Here is a 14,699-nt window from a genome sequence, read left to right as displayed (position 1 = left end):
ACGATAAGCACGCCAATCTCTTATAACACGATGGGCTCCAGCAACTGCTGACGCAGCAAGTCCTCCTGGGACAGAGTCATGGCATGTTCCGCCACCCCGGCGGCAGGCTCGATGGCCAGCCAATTGGCAAGGTCGACGGCGGTCTCCTCCAGCGGCCGGAAGTTCAACCCGTGGACGATGGCCGCCTCGGCGCTTATAGAGCCATAACCGGCAAACTCCGCCTGCGCGCAGGGCAGCAGGGTGGGATAGCTCTGCCAGGGCTCGATACCGGCCGCCATCAGGGTCGACCAAGGCAGCCACTCGGGCTGGATGGGGCGGGCTGGCTGCAACCTAGCGCTCAGCCGCTCCAGCCAGTCACTCAGGGTAATACCGGATTTGAGCAAGTTGAATGTGCCCCCCAACTGCTGCTCGGCCGCACGCAGCACAAACTCGGCGCAGTCGCGCACATCGAGATACTGCAAGCGATCCTCGCCACTGCCCGGCAGCAACCAGGGCCCGCCCTGCTGCACCCGCTTAATCCACCAGGCCATGCGCCCGGTAGGATCATGGGGGCCGCACAGCACGCCCGGGCGCAGGATGCAGAGCCGCTCACCCCAGCGGGCGCGATACGCCTGCTCGCACAACACCTTGAGGGGGCCATAGTCAGTGGGCATTTCCCCTTCGGGGATAGCATGCAGCGGCGCCGACTCATCCATTCCGGGCAGTGAGAAATCGCGATAGACGCTGATGGTGGAGATAAAGATCAGCCGATCGCAGCGTCCTAGCAAGGCCGCCGAGAGGCTTGCCGCCTGCTCGGGGCGATAGCAGCAGGTGTCGATGACGAGATCCCACTGCAACCCGGCCCCTTGCAGGGCAATCAGGCTCTTGTCCCTGTCGCCGGTGAGCTGCACCAGATCGCGCCAGTCCGGATGCTGGTGCAGGCCACGGTTGAACAGGGTCACTTCATGGCCCCAATCCAGCGCCAGCGCGGTGAGGTGGCGCCCCAAAAAGCCGGTGCCACCGATAATCAGCAGTTTCATCCCTCTCCCTCCCCCTTCGGCGCGAGTGCGCACATTTCATCCTGACACGCCAGTTGCCTTCACCCTACGCAACTTGGCGCGCGGGCACAGCCCCCGACTGGCCGGGATGGGACAGGGATCACGGCAGCGCCGCAGAAAAGGGCGTATTGAGGTCAAGCCTGCGTTTTGGGGCCGCCTGTGCTAAATTGCCGGGGTTTTCAGTCAGGATCCGCCATGAAGTTCGAAATCGACACCCTCGGGATCATCCGCTCTCCCTACAAGGAGAAGTTCGCCATCCCCCGCCAGCCCGGACTGGTCAAATCAGCCCGCGCCCGCCTCGAGCTGCTCCCCCCTTACGATCAGCCGGATGTGCTGCGCGGCATCGAGCAGTTCTCCCATCTGTGGCTCAGCTTCGTCTTTCACCAGACCATGGCGCAGGGCTGGCACCCGACGGTGCGCCCGCCACGACTTGGCGGCAACGAACGGGTCGGCGTCTTTGCCACTCGCTCCACCTTCCGCCCCAATCCGCTTGGGCTCTCGGTGGTCGAGCTGCACGGGGTTGGTCGCGAGCGGGGCAAGCTGTGGCTGGAGCTGGGGGCGGTGGATCTGCTCGATGGCACCCCCATCGTCGATATCAAACCCTATATTCCCTATGCCGACAGCCTGCCGGATGCCCGTGGTGGTTTTGCCCCCGACGCCCCCACCCCGCCGCTGGCGGTGAGCTTCAGTGCCGAGGCAGAGCAGCAGTTGCAACCCTGGCTCAAGGCCCATCCCGAGCTGCGCCAGCTGGTGAGCGAAGTGCTGGCGCAAGATCCGCGCCCCGCCTACAAGAAGGGCAAGCCCGATGAGAAGGAGTACGGGGTGCGGCTGTTTGACTGCAACGTCCGTTTTCGCATCAGCGAGCCGGATTGCGTGGTGCTGGCCATCGAGCCCGCCTGAACCTGGGCGGGCCGACATCACTGATGCTATTTCACGCCTTCTTCACGTCACAAGGGGCTTAATGAGCCTGTAAATTGTGTGGCATTGATCAGACTATCCCCCCGGTTGCCAGTGATACCATGCAGACAGCAGAGGGCATCTCCTCTCTGACTGAGGCCAGCCGCAGGCTGCCGGTTGATGGCAAGCATGGCAGCCAGCCTGTTGCCGCCAAAGGATCTGGCCTCACCCCGACACGTTTGAGTGCGGGGATGCCACACGGATGTGACAGCACTTCGAAGGAACAAACCTATGCTGATGAACAGTGAACAACGTTATGGCACCCTGAATATTGTGCTGCACTGGCTGACCCTATGGGCCATGATCGCCGTCTACGCCCTGATCGAATTTCGCGATATTTTCCCCAAAGGGGACCCTGGCCGGGATCTGATGAAGGAGTGGCACTTTATGCTGGGGCTGCTTATCTTCGCCCTGGTCTTTGTCAGACTGGCCCTGCGCTGGATGAGCCCGACGCCCCGTATAGTGCCCGAGCTCTCCCCGATCATGCACAAGCTGGCAAAACTGGCCCACCTCGCCCTCTACGGTTTTCTTATTCTGACCCCGCTGTTTGGCTGGCTGCTGCTAAGCGCTGCGGGCAAGCCCATCCCCTTCTTCGGGCTTGAGCTGCCTGCCCTGCTCTCCCCCAGTCCGGACCTCAAGGGGCTGATCAAGGAGGTGCACGAGACCCTGGGTAATATCGGTTACGCCCTGATAGGCCTGCACACGGTGGCGGCCCTCTATCACCACCATATTCTCAAAGACAACACCCTCAGCAATATGCTGCCGCCACGCCGCAGCTAACGGGTGACAGAGAAACGCAGAGGGGGCCATCGTGGCCCCCTCTCTGTTTTCCTGAACAACCGTCATCTGCACCGCTGGCAAACGGCATCACGCCTGCTTGGCAAGCTCCTCGGTCGGCTTGCCTTTCGGCTCGTGCGGCAGCTTTTTCACATTGCTCTTGCTCTCCGGGAGCTTGCTCCCGGACGAACTGTTTTCAGACAAGGCTTGCAACACGGGAGCGGCCTTGCCGGCCACGGTGGGCTGGGACTGGCCAACAAAGTTGCCGCCTTTGCAGATGGAGAGACTGCCCCCCTTGAAGATCCCCTGCATCTTGCCGCTCTCCAGGATCTCCACCTCGGCGGAGGTACAGGTGCCTTCCAGCAGACCATTGATGATCACGTGGGGCGCACTCACCTCTCCCTCAACACTGCCGCCCTGCATGATGCGCAGCACACCACCGATGAGCTGGATGGTGCCATTGATCTGACCGCGCACCTCCAGATCCCCCTCCACCTGCAACCCGCCCTTGAAGCGGGCACCGGCTGCAATCACGGTGGCCCCCGCCGACCCAGTAGCCGCACCACCTTTGTTTCTTCCAAACATCCGTACTCTCTCCACCAACCACACAAGCAGAACCAGCGGCATCGGCGCCACTGGCCACAAAAAACAGGGCGACCCCAGCACGTAGAGCAGCAAGGCTGCCCCCCAGCAGAGCCAGACAATATAGAGGAGGTCGCTGCGCTCACGCTGTTGCAGTAGCGCCAGCAGCCTCCCGGCCATCTCTCTCATCACATCAAACCTTTCGCAACATGGCTGCCGACCAGCATGCCATCGACAACCCGGACCATGGTTAAACGACCAGTTGGCGCGAACTCTGAAGTCCCGCTGATTCAGTCCCGATACAGCCGGGATGCATTAGGATTCGAATTGACTCGAAGCGACATACACTTTCTAATTGACAGCCTGGATCCCTATGACCGCTCACATCATGAAAATTCTGTTGGTCGAAGACGACAAGCTGCTCAATCACCACCTCTCCTCTCTGCTGACCGAAGCCGACAATCAGGTCTACAGCACCGACCAGGCCGGGATTGCACTGCACTACGCCGCCGACTATCCCATTGATGTGGCCATCATCGACCTCGGTCTGCCCGATATGGACGGCCTGCAACTGATCCGGCAACTGCGCGAACGGCAGATCCCCTTCCCCATCATTGTGCTGACCGCCCGTGGCAACTGGCAGGACAAGGTCGAAGGACTGGAAGCAGGTGCTGATGACTATCTGGTCAAACCGTTCCAGAAAGATGAGCTGCTGGCCCGACTCAATGCGCTGGTGCGCCGTAGCGCCGGTTTTATCTCGCCGAAGGTGAAAGCCGGTGATTACGAGCTGGATCTCTCCCGCAAGGAGCTGACTATCGCCGGTGAAGTGGCGGTGCTCACCAGCTTTGAATACCTCATTCTGGAGTACCTGATGCGCAACGCCCGTCAGGTGGTCTCCAAGCAGCAACTGCTCGACCAGCTCTACGGTGACGGCGAAGGGGACCCCAACACCATCGAGGTGATGGTGAGCCGCCTGCGCAAGAAGCTGGATCCGGAGGGGACGATTCAACCCATCTCCACCATCCGGCGTCAGGGTTATATCTTCAACCTCTCCTGTAACTGATGCAGTTTCATCTGCCGCGCCCCATCAAGATGATCCGCAGCTCACTGCACATCAAACTGCTGCTCAGCTCGCTGCTGGTCATCGCGCTGATCATGGGGTTTGCCGTCTACGCCCTCTACCTCGGCCACGTCGAGGAGCAGACCCAGAAGGCCAGCGCCCGGATGCAGGAGAACCTGGCCAAGCTGTTTTCCTCCACCGAGCCGGATGACAAGGGGTCAAACGTCGAGCTGGGGCGGATATCCCGTGGAGCAGGGGATCGCAACCTCGATACCCTGATCTGCCGCGCCGATGGCGATCTGGTCTGGTCGAGCCTCCATATGCCGGAGGTGATCAAGGCCAAACAGACCATCTGCGGCGATCTGATGAAGTATCTGGGGGGGATGGATCTCGACTACTTCTTCAAGAAGCACACCATCAAGAACGGCGAGAGCTACTTCGTCTACAGCCTGCGGTTTATCCGCAATCCCGGCAGCGGCACCACCGCCTACTACGTGGTGATGATCGACTCGGCCAAACGCTATCACGAAGAGTCCCGCACCTATCTCTACCAGACCGCCAAACAGGCGCTGCTCGCCTATATGCTGCTGGCCGGGCTGCTGCTGCTCACCACCTTCTGGAGCCTCAGCTCCCTGCGCACCATCGCCCGTCAGATCGACGATATCCGGGCTGGCAAGCGCGATGACCTCTCGAGCGATTTTGAGCGGGAGCTGGCCCCGCTGACCGACTCCATCAACCAGTTGCTGGAGAACGAACGCCAGCAGACCCAGCGCTACCAGCACGCCCTCAACGATCTCGCCCACAGCCTGAAAACCCGGCTGGCGCTGATCCAGATCACCACCCGCGAAGTGAAGCTGGGGCGGGAGATCCACGACAACATCAACGAGCAGATCCTCACCATGGATCAGATGATCCAGTATCAGCTCAGACGGGCCGTGACCGGCCGCCAGCGCCTTGCCAGCAAGGGCACCGAGCCGGTGCCGCTGATTGAAAAACTGCTGGCCAGCCTGACCAAGGTCTATCGCCACAAGAAGCTGCAAACCCACTTCAAGTTCGATGATGACGCCCTCTTTCACGGCGAACAGGGCGACCTGATGGAGCTGATGGGCAACCTGCTCGACAACGCCTGCAAGTTTGCCATCAGCGAAGTGAAGGTGACGGTGCGCCGCCATCTCGAGCGGCTGCGCATCGAAGTGGAAGATGATGGCCCGGGTATCGACCCGGCCAAATCGGAGCAGATCTTCCAGCGCGGCGTGCGGGCAGACAGTTCACCCGGTCAGGGCATAGGTCTGGCGGTGGTGACCGAAATCGTCCACAGCTACGGCGGCCAGATCCGGGTCGATGAATCCCCCCTCGGCGGTGCCCGCTTTACCCTGGACCTGCCCTGACACCGGATAGGCCCGACCACGGGCCCTCAGCCTCCCGCTCCATCGCCCTACCCAGGGTTAAAAACTCCTGCCTGACACCACCCAATTCAGCAATATGCTATCGAGATGCTTGAGATGTGAGGCATCTCGGTTAAGCTATGGCCGACTCGTTTGTTAACCATTTGATGGACCTGTAATCGCACTATGGAAAACATGTTTGAAAGATTGATGTACGCATCCCGCTGGATCATGGCCCCCATTTATCTTGGGCTCAGCCTCATACTGCTGGCACTGGGAGTGAAATTCTTTCAGGAGATCCTCCATATCCTGCCCAACATACTGGAGATGAAAGAGGTGGATCTGGTGCTGGTCACACTGTCGCTGATCGATATCACCCTGGTGGGGGGACTTATCGTGATGGTGATGTTTTCCGGCTATGAGAACTTCGTCTCGCGCCTCGATGTCGGGGATGAGAGCGACAAACTGGTGTGGCTCGGCAAGCTCGATGCCGGCTCCCTGAAAAACAAGGTCGCCGCCTCTATTGTCGCCATCTCATCTATTCACCTGCTCAAGGTGTTTATGAATGCCGAAAATCTCCCCAACGACAAGATCAAGTGGTACCTGCTGATCCACATCACCTTTGTCCTCTCGGCCTTCGCCATGGGCTACCTCGACAAGCTGACCCGCAAATAGTAGCCAGCCTGCGATAGACGATATGCCCGATAACACGACATGGATCGGGCATATCGTGCGACCACTCTTCACAGTCGAGGCCAATATGATCCGCCCATTATCTGCCACCGATCTGGATGCCGCCGTCGAGCTCTGGTATCAGGCATCGGTGCAAGCCCACGACTTTATTTCCGCCGCCTTTTGGCATGAGCAACGGGCAGCGATGCGGGACATCTATCTGCCCGCCAGCAAGAGCTGGGTCTATGAGGAGGATGGACAGCTACTGGGCTTTATCTCCTGGTATCAGGGGTCTGTCGCCGCCCTGTTTATCTCCCCAGATCACCAATCACACGGGCTGGGTCGCCAACTGCTCGAACACCTCAAAGCCCAATATGATCGACTCGAGTTGACGGTCTACGCCGAAAATAAGCAGGCGCGGCGCTTCTATTCCCGCAACGGTTTCAAAGAGGGTGAGCAGCAGTTGTGCGAGCATAGCGGACACCCCGAGCTGGTGATGCATTGGCAACGAGGATAAGCGGGTCGCCCATAGCGATGGCGAGCACGCTTTGCCTGTTTTGGGGCCGCCTTGAATGCCATGGCGGCATTCTCTACAATGACCCACTTTTTATTCATTTCGGGTTATATCGATGAGCGATACCAGCACCAAACCGGCTCTGCCGGATCACCTTTCCTGCAATCCCCGCAGCCCTCACTATGTGGCCGCCTGCTTCGAGCACCCGATCGGTATTCGCCTGAACGGTAAAGAGCGCACCGATGTCGAGGAGTACTGCATCAGCGAAGGTTGGGTGAAGATCCCCTCCCCCAAGGCGCTGGATCGCCGTGGTCAGCCCATCCTGATCAAACTCAAAGGCACCGTTGAAGCCTTCTACAGCTAAACAGCGCGCTGCAGTTTGATAAACAACAAGGCCACCCTCGCGGTGGCCTTGTTGTTTCCGGTATTGGTGCTGGCGTTAGCGTTATCTAAGCTGCAGCCACCAGCCCACATTTCTCGCAGAGCGGCTCTTATACCCCCAGCCGGTCGCGCAGGGTGTACCAGGCGGCGCCCGCAGCGGTGAAGGGGATACGGAACAGGCGGCCACCCGGGAAGGGGTAGTGCGGCAGTTTGGCAAAGGCATCGAAGCGCTCCGCTTGACCGCTCAGCACCTCGGAGAGCAGTTTGCCCGCCAGATGGGTGCAGGTGACGCCGTGGCCGCTGTAGCCCTGCATGTAGTAAATGTTGGGGCCGATGCGACCAAACTGCGGCAAGCGCGACAGGGTGAGCAGGAAGTTGCCGGTCCAGGTGTACTCCACCTTGACGTCGGCCAGTTGCGGGAAGGTTTTCAGCATCTTGGGGATGATCAGCCGCTCGATATCCGCCGGATCCCGCGCGCCATAGACCACGCCACCGCCATAGAGCAGCCGGTGATCGCCGGAGGTGCGGTAGTAGTCGAGCAGGTAGTTGCAATCCTCCAGACAGTAGTTTTGCGGCAAGAGTGACCGGGCCCGCTCCTCCCCCAGCACTTCGGTGGCGATCACCTGGGTACCACAGGGCATGCTCTTGCTGGCCAGTTCCGGCACCAGATTACCGAGGTAGGCATTGCCCGCCACCACCACAAAGCGCGCCTTCACCGCCCCCTTGGCGGTCTTGACCAAGGCTGGCTGCCCCGGGGTGATACTGGTGACGGCGGATTGTTCGAAGATCTGCCCACCCTGGATGCGGATCGCTTCCGCCTCCCCCAACGCCAGATTGAGGGGGTGAATATGGCCGCCGCTCTTGTCGAGCAGGGCGCCGACGTAGCGATCGCTCGCGACCACCTCGCGCACGCCTTTGGCATCGAGCAGCTCCAGCTGGTCGTTGCCCCACTTCTGCCAGCGGGCGTATTGGGATTTGAGATCGTGCAGCTGCTTCTCGGTCTCGGCGGCAAAGACCCCCCCCTCCTGCAGATCGCACTGGATGTTGTAGCGCTTGATCCGCTCGCGGATGATCTGTCCCCCCTCAAACAACATGGAACCGAGCAGCCTGGCCTGATCCGGCGGGCAGTTCGCTTCTATGGTGTCGATATCGCGGCTGTAGGAGTTGACGATCTGGCCGCCGTTGCGGCCGCTGGCGCCAAAGCCGACTCGTGCGGCCTCCAGCACCACCACCTTGTAGCCCTTCTCCACCAGATGCAGCGCGCTGGAGAGGCCGGTATAACCCGCCCCGATGACGCAGACATCGCACTCCAGCTGCTCGGTCAATGTCGGGTAGGGCGCGTGTTTATTAGCGCTGGCTGCGTAGTAACTGTTTACATGTTCGGTCATGATCCCTGTTTCCTTACCGGTTCGGTTGCCAAACTACTGTCAGGATTAAAAGCTCGCCGGGGTGTGGGCGCTGACGATGCGACAGGTCTCCCCCGACGGATTGCTGAAGCTGTGGGGCTCGCCGGTGTCGATCACATAGCTGTCGCCCGCCTCCAGCTGATAACTCTGGCCCGCCACCGTCAGGATCACCGACCCCTCCAGCACGGTGCCGACCTCCTCCCCCTGATGGGTCACCTGACCGCCGGTGTCGGTGCCGGGGGGATAGGTCTCCAGCATAAAGCCGAGCTGGCGGCGGTTGTTGCCGTTGTGCACCAGCTTGAGGGAGACCCCCTGACTGCCCAGCTCGATCAGCTGATCAGCCTTGATCACCACTTCCGGAGTGCGGCTATCCTCCTCGGCGAAGAAGCGCGACAGCGGCAGGCCGTAGATGGTGAGCAGCTTTTGCAGGGAGGCGACCGAGGGGCTCACCTTGTCCTGCTCGATCATGCAGATGGCGCCATGAGTCAGGCCGCTCAACTCGGCCGCTCGCCGCTGGGAGAGCCCCAGCTGATGGCGCACCGCCGCCAGCCGTTCCCCCATGGTGCGCGCCCCGGCGTCAGCCACACTCAACGGTCGAGCCACGCCCTCCCGGCTCTGTGGCCCGCTCATGAAAGGCCCCCTGCTGCGCCATGTCTGCATCCTTGCATCATCAGCCTCTCCTGCTTGCGCGTGATCGCATCGGATCAGGCGCTGCCTGTTTACCCTGCGGGTTAAAATAGCCGACCAGCTTTCCCTTGCCGTTCACTATGTTACACAGCAAAACCGTTCATTATTTTGCACACCTGATTTACCATCCCCCAGTCGTCTGCCCACTTGCAGCCTGCAAGCGAACCGGAGAAAGCGCGCTACACAGCCCATTTTCTAGCATGGCGCCCCCCAGCAATTCAAATATATTTAACACTTGAAAAACATTTCAGCTCAAATTATGGTCTTCCTGTGCTTATTATTTTATACGGCAGCAGCGCAGGAAGGGTCGGCTCACTCCGGCAACCAGCTGCTCTGACCCACACTCGAGGCTTCTCATGTCAGGAACAACATCCCACTCCAGCTTGATCACATCCCGCGCCTATATAGATGGACAGTGGTGCGAGGCCGCCAGCGGCCGCACCTTCGAGGTCACCAACCCCGCCAGCGGTGCCGTCATTACCCAGGTGCCCGACATGGATGCCGAGGATACCCGCCGCGCCATCGCGGCCGCCCACGCGGCGCAACCCGCCTGGGCAGCGCTGACCGCCAAGGAGCGCAGCAACAAGCTCTACGCCTGGTTTGCCGCCATCACCGCCCACAGCGACGAGCTGGCCCGCATCATGACCTGCGAGCAGGGCAAGCCGCTGGCGGAAGCAAAAGGCGAGGTGGCTTACGGCGCCAGCTTTATCCAGTGGTTCGCCGAGGAGGGCAAGCGCGCTTATGGCCGCACCATCCCGGGCTTTAGCGGCGATCGCCGGTTGGCCACCATCAAGCAGCCGGTGGGCGTGGTCGCCGCCATCACTCCGTGGAATTTCCCGATAGCCATGATCACCCGCAAAGCGGGCCCGGCGCTGGCCGCCGGTTGCACTATCGTCATCAAACCTGCCGCCGAGACCCCGCTCTGCGCGCTGGCACTGGCGCTGCTTGCCGAGCAGGCGGGGATCCCCGCCGGGGTCATCAATATCGTCACCAGTCATCAGGCGAGCGCGGTGGGCAACGAGCTGTGCAGCAATCCGGTGGTGCGCAAGCTCTCCTTCACCGGCTCTACCCGCATCGGCAAGCTGCTGATGCGCCAGTGCGCCGACACCATGAAGAAGCTGTCGCTGGAGCTGGGCGGCAACGCTCCCTTTATCGTCTTTGACGACGCCGACCTCGATGCCGCAGTGGCCGGGGCACTCGCCTCCAAATACCGTAACGCCGGGCAGACCTGCGTCTGCGCCAACCGCATTCTGGTGCAGGCCAGCGTCTATGACGCCTTCGCCGAGAAGCTGACTGCCGCCGTCAAGGCCTTCAAGGTGGGGGATGGCATGGCGGAGGGCACCCAGATCGGCCCGCTCATCAACCCCGCCGCCGCCAGCAAGGTGGCCGAGCTGGTGCAGCAATCGGTCTCCGCCGGTGCCGAAGTGCTGCTGGGGGGCGAAGCTCACCCCGCCGGCCCCCTCTTCTACCAACCCACCATTTTGGGCAAGGTGGATAAAACCAACCCCATCCTGCAGGAGGAGATCTTCGGCCCGGTCGCCCCGCTGGTGTGCTTCGAGACAGAAGCCGAGGCCATCGCCACTGCCAACGACACCCCCTACGGGCTCGCCGCCTACTTCTATGGCCGCGATATCGCCCGGGTGTGGCGGGTGGCCGAGCAGCTGGAGTACGGCATGGTCGGCATCAATGAGGGGATCATCTCCACCGAGCTGGCCCCCTTTGGCGGCATCAAGGAGTCGGGGTTGGGCCGGGAAGGGGCCGCCGAGGGGCTGGAGGAGTATCTGGAGACCAAATACCTCTGCTTTGGCGCCATTCGCTAGGGCAGCATCAGAGAGACAAGGCGCCGCCGCTCTGGCCCGATGGGCTGATCGGCGGTGATGGGCGCCAAAACGCCCGCCACATTTTCAGGGAATATCCGGGGCTGCGGCCCCTCAGGGAGGAAAGATGAGTCAGTCAGAATCAAACAAGGCGTGGCAAGCGCGCCGCGAAGCGGCCGTGGTCAACGGCGTTGGCACCCTGCTGCCGGTCTTTATCGACCGCGCGCAAAATGCCGAGCTGTGGGATGTGGAGGGCAACCGCTACATCGACTTTGCCTCCGGCATCGCCGTGCTCAACACCGGTCACAACCACCCCAAAGTGCTGGCGGCGGTGCGCGATCAACTGGAAAAATTCAGCCACACCTGCTTTCAGGTCACCCCCTACCCCGGCTATATCGAGCTTGCCGAGAAGCTCAACGCCCTGGTGCCTGGCCCAACGCCGAAGCGCACCCTGTTTCTCTCTACCGGCGCCGAGGCGGTCGAGAACGCCATCAAGATTGCCCGCGCCCACACCGGTCGCAGCGGCACCATCGCCTTCAAGGGGGGCTTTCACGGCCGAACCATGATGGGGATGGCGCTCACCGGCAAGGTGGTGCCCTACAAGACCGGCTTTGGCCCCTTCCCGGGCGAGGTCTACCACATCCCCTTCCCCGCCGATTATCTCGGGGTGAGTGAAGAGGATGCCCTGCACGCCCTCGAGCTCTGTTTCAGTGCCGATATCGAGCCGAGCAGGGTTGCCGCCATCATTATCGAGCCGGTACAGGGCGAAGGGGGCTTCTATCCCGCCTCCCCGAGCTTTATGCAGAAGCTGCGCAGCGTCTGCGACCAGAACGGTATTTTGCTCATCTGCGACGAGATCCAGAGCGGTTTTTGCCGCACCGGCAAAACCTTCGCCACCGAATATGCCGGCATCGAGCCGGACATCATGACCTTGGCCAAGAGTCTGGCGGGGGGCTTCCCTCTCTCGGCGGTGGTGGGCAAGGCGGAGATCATGAACTCGGCCAAGCCGGGGGGCCTGGGTGGCACCTATGCCGGTTCCCCCATCGCCTGCGCCGCTGCGCTGGCAGTCTTGCAGGTGATCGACGAGGAGAAACTCAACCAGAAAGCGCTCGATCAGGGGGAGCAGATCAAGGCGGGGCTGGAACGCATAGCCGAGCGTTTTGACTGCATAGGTCAAATTCGCGGCCCCGGTGCCATGGTGGCCATGGAGCTGGTGAAACGCCGTGATGCCAGCCAGCCCGATCCCGACCTCACCAAACGTCTGGTGGCCGAGGCGGGCAAACGGGGTCTGGTCCTGCTCTCATGCGGGGTGCGCGCAAATGTCATCCGTTTTCTCGCCCCCCTGACAGCCCCTGCGGCAGTGATTGACGAGGGGCTGCAACTCCTTGAAAAATCACTGGAGGCCGTGCTGGCCTGACCAGCAGGAAAGTGACCACTCACCTGTGCAAATAAATGCAATTTTGCCCCCTTTTTTTCTTGTCAAGGGGGCCCTGCAAATGCACAATGCGCCGCCACTGAAAGAACCGATGTAAAACAATGGCATCGGTTCTTTTTTAGACAGTGAACAAACCCATAAACGAGGCCGGATCACCCCCGGAAAAGATAGCGAGATTGGCAGCAGTCTCCCGACACCAAGTCTAGTGAGGAACAACATGGGGCATCTCAATGCTTTCCAACCGGTCATGGCCGGTGTGCGCCGCCCTGGCGCCCTTGATTCCCGGGCCTCTCTCCCGGTTTCGTTGATGGACCGTGCCACTCTGGCACTGCATGAGGAACATGCATAATGGCGGCCCAGCAGGTCGGTCTGAAAAAGACCCTCAAACTGTGGCAGGTCGTGGTTATGGGACTGGCGTACCTCACCCCCATGGCGGTGTTCGACACCTTCGGCATCGTCACCGAGATCACCGAAGGCCATGTGCCGACCGCCTACCTGTTTGCCCTCATCGGCATGCTGTTCACTGCCCTGAGCTACGGCCATCTGGTGCGCAAGTTCCCGTCAGCCGGCTCCGCCTATACCTATGCCCAGAAGGTGTTTCACCCCTATGTCGGCTTTATGGTGGGCTGGACCTCCCTGCTCGACTACATGTTCATGCCGATGATCAACATGCTGCTGGCCAAGATCTATCTCGAAGCCCTCTTCCCGAACGTGGAGCCCTGGACCTATATCTTCGGTCTGGCGGCGGTGATGACCGCCCTCAACCTGCGTGGCATCAAGCTGGTAGCCAACTTCAACAGCCTCATCGTCGTCATGCAGTTCAGCATCATCGCCGTCTTTATCGGCCTGATCGCCTGGGGCGTTCACAACGGTGAAGGGTTGGGGACCGTGGCCAGCAGCCGTCCCTTCTTCTCCGAACAGATCCAGGTGTCACCACTGCTGATGGGGGCCTCCATCCTCTGTCTGTCGTTCCTCGGTTTTGACGCCATCAGTACCCTGTCGGAAGAGACCCCGGACGCGGATCGGGTGATCCCCCGCGCCATCGTGCTGACGGCGCTGATCGGCGGTGTGCTGTTCGTCACTACTTCCTACTTCCTGCAGCTCTACTTCCCGGACATCTCCCGCTTCCAGCATCCGGATGCGGTACTGCCGGAGATCGCCCTCTATGTCGGTGGCAAGCTGTTCCAGGCGGTGGTGCTGGTCTGCACCACAGTAGCGGTACTGGCCTCGGGGCTCGCCTCCCACGCCGGTGTATCGCGCCTGCTCTACGTGATGGGTCGTGATCGCGCCCTGCCCGCCCGCTTCTTCGGTTACATCCATCCGAAGTGGCAGACCCCGGCGTTCAACGTGCTGCTGGTCGGCCTGCTGGCCCTCTCTGCGGTGTCGCTGGATCTGGAGATGGCGCTGGCGCTGATCAACTTCGGCGCTCTGGTGGCCTTCACCTTCGTCAATCTGGCGGTGATTGCCCACTTCTATGTGAAGCTGGGCCGCAACAAGTGTCTCAAGGATCACCTGATGTATCTGCTGCTGCCGCTCTGTGGCGCCGCCTGCATCGGGGTACTGTGGCTCAACCTCGAGCCCTCCTCCTTCGAGCTGGGGCTGATCTGGGCGGCGCTGGGGGCCATCTACCTGTTCCTGCGCCTCACCGTGTTCCGCATCCCGCTGCATACCGCCGACAAGGTGGAGATCGCCCAGTAACCGCTGGCGCCCCTCCCCCCGATAGAGAACAAGGAGCCCGCGGGCTCCTTGTTGTTTTTGCGGTGCTCTGGTGGCCAGCAGCACGGGTTGCCAGAAATTCGGTTTCTGCAGGAAGTGTGACTGATTTCAAATAACTACCCAGCCGGGCTGCTCGCCGTGCCATGGCCCGAGCCGCGTTGCCTTCTATCCTCAGTCATTAATGTGAATGGATATGCAGCCACTCTTTTTCCACTTCACCCCCTCCCATCCCCCGCCAGCCGATAAGATCGCTGGACTCGAGCCCGGGGGGAC

General features: G+C 61.1%; 14 protein-coding genes. 10 read left to right on the top strand and 4 right to left on the bottom strand.

The window, feature by feature from the left end:
• Positions 1-20: 20 nt before the first annotated feature.
• Positions 21-1,019 carry an NAD-dependent epimerase/dehydratase family protein gene (locus tag OKB77_RS02365; RefSeq protein WP_201952000.1) on the bottom strand — a complete coding sequence of 333 codons (999 nt, stop codon included), beginning with the start codon at positions 1,017-1,019 and terminating at the stop codon, positions 21-23.
• A 213-nt stretch (positions 1,020-1,232) separates the two neighbouring features.
• On the opposite strand from OKB77_RS02365, the gene tsaA reads away from it, so the two are divergent.
• Both tsaA and OKB77_RS02355 read left to right on the top strand, forming a co-directional pair.
• A complete protein-coding gene (gene tsaA, locus OKB77_RS02360) occupies positions 1,233-1,937 on the top strand; it encodes a tRNA (N6-threonylcarbamoyladenosine(37)-N6)-methyltransferase TrmO (RefSeq protein WP_042081000.1) in 705 nt (234 codons plus the stop codon).
• 288 nt (positions 1,938-2,225) lie between these two features.
• Positions 2,226-2,774 (top strand): cytochrome b, encoded by a 549-nt coding sequence (locus tag OKB77_RS02355; RefSeq protein ID WP_201952003.1) that lies wholly within the window; start codon positions 2,226-2,228, stop codon positions 2,772-2,774.
• Between the two features lie 87 nt (positions 2,775-2,861).
• Here OKB77_RS02355 and OKB77_RS02350 read toward each other — a convergent pair whose 3' ends face one another.
• A complete protein-coding gene (locus OKB77_RS02350; protein ID WP_201952006.1) occupies positions 2,862-3,542 on the bottom strand; it encodes a bactofilin family protein in 681 nt (226 codons plus the stop codon).
• A 199-nt stretch (positions 3,543-3,741) separates the two neighbouring features.
• Between OKB77_RS02350 and OKB77_RS02345 the strand changes: the two genes are divergently transcribed.
• The 5 genes from OKB77_RS02345 to OKB77_RS02325 all read left to right on the top strand — a co-directional run bounded on the left by OKB77_RS02345 (position 3,742) and on the right by OKB77_RS02325 (position 7,348).
• Positions 3,742-4,416 (top strand): response regulator transcription factor, encoded by a 675-nt coding sequence (locus OKB77_RS02345; protein WP_040066247.1) that lies wholly within the window; start codon positions 3,742-3,744, stop codon positions 4,414-4,416.
• Positions 4,416-5,801, top strand: coding sequence for an ATP-binding protein (locus tag OKB77_RS02340; protein ID WP_005338217.1), 1,386 nt, complete (start codon positions 4,416-4,418; stop codon positions 5,799-5,801). The genes OKB77_RS02345 and OKB77_RS02340 overlap by 1 nt, the downstream gene beginning before the upstream one ends.
• Positions 5,802-5,993: 192 nt before the next feature.
• Positions 5,994-6,473: a TIGR00645 family protein gene (locus OKB77_RS02335; protein ID WP_227096060.1), complete on the top strand. Its 480-nt coding sequence runs from the start codon at positions 5,994-5,996 to the stop codon at positions 6,471-6,473.
• Positions 6,474-6,558: 85 nt separating this feature from the next.
• Entirely contained in the window at positions 6,559-6,987 is a 429-nt protein-coding gene (locus OKB77_RS02330) for an N-acetyltransferase (RefSeq protein ID WP_201952009.1), read from the top strand.
• Between the two features lie 112 nt (positions 6,988-7,099).
• Positions 7,100-7,348, top strand: a complete 249-nt coding sequence (locus OKB77_RS02325; protein WP_005338226.1) for a DUF3297 family protein — start codon at positions 7,100-7,102, stop codon at positions 7,346-7,348.
• A gap of 127 nt (positions 7,349-7,475) precedes the next feature.
• Here the strand turns inward: OKB77_RS02325 and OKB77_RS02320 are convergent, their stop codons facing one another.
• Together OKB77_RS02320 and puuR are read right to left on the bottom strand one after the other, a co-directional pair.
• Positions 7,476-8,753, bottom strand: a complete 1,278-nt coding sequence (locus OKB77_RS02320) for an NAD(P)/FAD-dependent oxidoreductase (RefSeq protein WP_201952011.1) — start codon at positions 8,751-8,753, stop codon at positions 7,476-7,478.
• Positions 8,754-8,798: 45 nt separating this feature from the next.
• Positions 8,799-9,401, bottom strand: a complete 603-nt coding sequence (gene puuR, locus OKB77_RS02315) for an HTH-type transcriptional regulator PuuR (RefSeq protein WP_201952014.1) — start codon at positions 9,399-9,401, stop codon at positions 8,799-8,801.
• Positions 9,402-9,814: 413 nt separating this feature from the next.
• On the opposite strand from puuR, the gene OKB77_RS02310 reads away from it, so the two are divergent.
• The 3 genes from OKB77_RS02310 to OKB77_RS02300 all read left to right on the top strand — a co-directional run bounded on the left by OKB77_RS02310 (position 9,815) and on the right by OKB77_RS02300 (position 14,408).
• Positions 9,815-11,278: an NAD-dependent succinate-semialdehyde dehydrogenase gene (locus OKB77_RS02310; RefSeq protein ID WP_201952018.1), complete on the top strand. Its 1,464-nt coding sequence runs from the start codon at positions 9,815-9,817 to the stop codon at positions 11,276-11,278.
• A 124-nt stretch (positions 11,279-11,402) separates the two neighbouring features.
• The gene (gabT, locus tag OKB77_RS02305) at positions 11,403-12,692 is read left to right on the top strand and encodes a 4-aminobutyrate--2-oxoglutarate transaminase (RefSeq protein ID WP_201952021.1); all 1,290 of its coding nucleotides are present in this window, start codon (positions 11,403-11,405) and stop codon (positions 12,690-12,692) included.
• Positions 12,693-13,058: 366 nt separating this feature from the next.
• A complete protein-coding gene (locus OKB77_RS02300) occupies positions 13,059-14,408 on the top strand; it encodes an APC family permease (protein WP_058057765.1) in 1,350 nt (449 codons plus the stop codon).
• The last annotated feature ends 291 nt before the right edge of the window (positions 14,409-14,699 follow it).

The sequence above is a fragment of the Aeromonas sp. Y318-3 genome, from assembly GCF_027706185.1.
Lineage (GTDB): Bacteria > Pseudomonadota > Gammaproteobacteria > Enterobacterales > Aeromonadaceae > Aeromonas > Aeromonas veronii.
The sequence above is the reverse complement of the archived record's forward strand: the minus strand, read 5'-3'. Positions and strand labels throughout refer to the sequence as shown.